Raw genomic sequence first — 2,948 nt, 5'->3', positions numbered from 1 at the left:
GCCCGGAGGCGGAATCGAACCACCGACACGAGGATTTTCAATCCTCTGCTCTACCGACTGAGCTATCCGGGCGACGGGGTGTATTAAAAGGCTTTTCGGCTTAGAGGTCAATACAAAAATGTAAAAAAACTATCGTTTGATGTTTTTCTGTACTTAGTGGCACGTTTTTAAGCATTAGAGATGGAAATGCCATCAATTATAAGGCGGTTTACGTTCATATAATTAGAATATCGTGACGAAAAGCATGAGCTCAACATATGTCTGGATGATAAAAAAGGCTAAGAATGTCGTGAACACTCTTAGCCTCGTGTATTACCTCAATATATTATTTTTGTACGGTGAACTTGTTGACCCAAGTTTCCAGTTCATTTGAGAGTGAAGACAGTGTTTGCGTACTGTTATGACTTTCAGAAACGACACTGCTTAGCTGGTTACCACTTTCTTCAATCATGTTGATTCGTTGTGAGATGTCATCGCCAACTTGAGTTTGCTCTGCTGCTGCCGTAGCAATTTGATGACTCATTGATGTAATGGACTCTAGAGCTTCAACGATGTGCTGCAACGCTTCGGATGCGTTTCTTGACTCAACTACCGTATTTTGGCTAGTTTCAGCGCATACACCCATAGTGTTGATTGCGTTGCGTGACCCTTCTTGAAGATTGGAGATCATTTGTTGGATTTCTTTGGTACTACCTTGAGTTCTGCCTGCCAGGTTTCTCACTTCATCGGCAACGACTGCGAAACCTCGCCCTTGCTCACCGGCACGGGCAGCTTCGATTGCAGCATTTAAAGCCAGCAGATTTGTCTGCTCAGCGATATCACCAATAACATCCAATACTTTTGCAATGTTGTTTACGTCGTTGTCTAGGTCTGAAACAGCTTGGCTTGCTGTACCTAGCTGGGTTGCCAAACCTTCAATGTTACCAACGGTGCTGTGAATAAGCTGCTGCGTCACTTGGCTTTGTCTATCGGCTTCATCGGTGTTGGAGGCTGTATCTCGAGCTGAATCTGCTACGTTGTTTGCAGAAGAGGCCATTTCCGTCATTGCCGTTGCAATCATTTCAGTAGACTGTTGCTGTGTATCTGTTAACCCAGCAATAACACCTGCGCGAGATTCGACATCAGATAGCTCTTGTCTTAGGGCGACCATAGATTTTTCTAAGTTGCTGACCAATTGCGCAAGAGAGCGGCTCATCTGCTGTACAGCATGGTAGATACTGCCTTCCTCAGCCTCTTCACTGAAGTTTGCTTGGATTTGACCTGCAGCGACAGCTTGAACGGCTTTGCGAACTTCCTGAGGCTCCCCACCTAGTAGTGATATCATTCGGCGAATAGCGAGAAGAAGAATAATAAAGATAGCACCGCCAATGAAGACACAAAGAGTGAGCTGCCATTTAGCGGTAGACCAGAATCGCTCATTCACTTCATTAAATCCTATACCAGTACCCACGTACCAGCCCCATACTTGGGACTTTTCAGCAATGGACAGCTTTTCTTCAATCGAATTGTCTGCTTGTTTTTGTGTCCAGACGTATTCCGCAATACCATTTGGATTTTGTGCTACTGCTTGTTGAAGAATGCTACCAACACTGCCGCCGTTTCCATCTTTGAAATCATGGAAGCTGGTTCCATGGAGTTGAGGATCTAAAGGAGTCGCTACAAAGTTGAGGTTTTCATCCGCAACATAAACGTATTCATTGTCTTTATAAATATTGTTTCGAAGAATGCGAGTAGCGATTGTTTTTGCTTGTTCCTCTGTAAGGGTCCCATCCTGCGCCATTTTTTCCATCTCGCCCAAAATACTGTACGTACTTTTGAACAGTTCGGTTACACGAGACTTGTTATCTAGGTTACTGGCAACGCGCAGTGTCCATAAGCCTGTAGCGGTCAATGCTAGCAGCGAAACCAGAATGATCGCCGAAAGCAAATAAGATTGAGTTTTTAATTTCATGGTGTCCCCTCGGCAGTTTGCCTAATTAAAGTCAGCCGAAACCAAGTATCGATTTCTGCCTGCTGCTTTATATCGGCATATTAGGGTAGAGTTTAATATTTTAATAATGCTTAAATATCAAAGTATGAGTTAGATTAAATTTTTGGCTCGAAATAATTGACATTTAGACGAATAATTAATCGAGATCTCGTTTGGTAAATAATGCCATTTGGTGCATATAATGATTAGCTGAATATTCTATTGGTTTAAGTATTAACCATAGAATTCGTTATCTTATTTTGTTTGACTAACTAACAATGGGAATTCATAAATTTTTAATATTTGAATGGTGATCAATAAAATCATCATTAATAGCCAGTGAAATCTTAATCGTTAGATGACTTACTTCTATCGATTGTATAGCGAGTAATGTCATTATGTTCACATATACTCTTATGGTGTCTGTATTTTAAAGTAGAAAAGCACAATATCGTTGGGTCAAAACGCGTTGATTCATTACTTAACCCAAATTCGGGGTAAGAGATTAGATATTGACTCGATTGAGATTGCTGCCTTTATTCGGCACCTGATTATGGTACAAATGACGGTTTCAGATTGACTGTTTAAATGATGCTTTTCTGACGAGGTTTATGAAGTGACTGAGGCCTGAGGTATTAGCGGGATACGGATTTATAGGAATCATTAGAACGAAAAAAGCCAAGTCTTTCGACTTGGCTTCTTAAAAATGGCTCCCCCTGCGGGACTCGAACCTGCGACATACGGATTAACAGTCCGCCGTTCTACCAACTGAACTAAGGGGGAATTATTTATGCTATCTCATTGAGATAAGCACCAAATAATGGTGCCTCGAGGCGGAATCGAACCACCGACACGAGGATTTTCAATCCTCTGCTCTACCGACTGAGCTATCGAGGCAAAAGAATGGTGCCGACTACCGGAGTCGAACTGGTGACCTACTGATTACAAGTCAGTTGCTCTACCTACTGAGCTAAGTCGG

The 2,948-nt window shown here is 42.3% G+C and carries 1 protein-coding gene and 3 tRNA genes; all 4 read right to left on the bottom strand.

All coding sequences use genetic code 11. The features are described from left to right. The 4 genes from Q8W40_RS27820 to Q8W40_RS27805 all read right to left on the bottom strand — a co-directional run bounded on the left by Q8W40_RS27820 (position 1) and on the right by Q8W40_RS27805 (position 2,866). Positions 1 to 72: transfer RNA gene (locus Q8W40_RS27820), tRNA-Phe, on the bottom strand. Between the two features lie 253 nt (positions 73 to 325). Beyond that, positions 326 to 1,951 carry a methyl-accepting chemotaxis protein gene (locus tag Q8W40_RS27815; RefSeq protein ID WP_126607265.1) on the bottom strand — a complete coding sequence of 542 codons (1,626 nt, stop codon included), beginning with the start codon at positions 1,949 to 1,951 and terminating at the stop codon, positions 326 to 328. Between the two features lie 725 nt (positions 1,952 to 2,676). After that, positions 2,677 to 2,752, bottom strand: a tRNA-Asn gene (locus Q8W40_RS27810). Positions 2,753 to 2,790: 38 nt separating this feature from the next. Continuing rightward, positions 2,791 to 2,866: transfer RNA gene (locus Q8W40_RS27805), tRNA-Phe, on the bottom strand. Between the last annotated feature and the right edge of the window lie 82 nt (positions 2,867 to 2,948).

Origin of the sequence: Vibrio penaeicida, assembly GCF_030689305.1 — a bacterium.
Classification (GTDB): domain Bacteria; phylum Pseudomonadota; class Gammaproteobacteria; order Enterobacterales; family Vibrionaceae; genus Vibrio; species Vibrio penaeicida_B.
The sequence above is the reverse complement of the archived record's forward strand: the minus strand, read 5'-3'. Positions and strand labels throughout refer to the sequence as shown.

Excerpts from the sequence above, each read along its gene's own strand:
- Q8W40_RS27815 (WP_126607265.1), bottom strand. The coding sequence starts at position 1,951 with ATGAAATTAAAAACTCAATCTTATTTGCTTTCGGCGATCATTCTGGTT.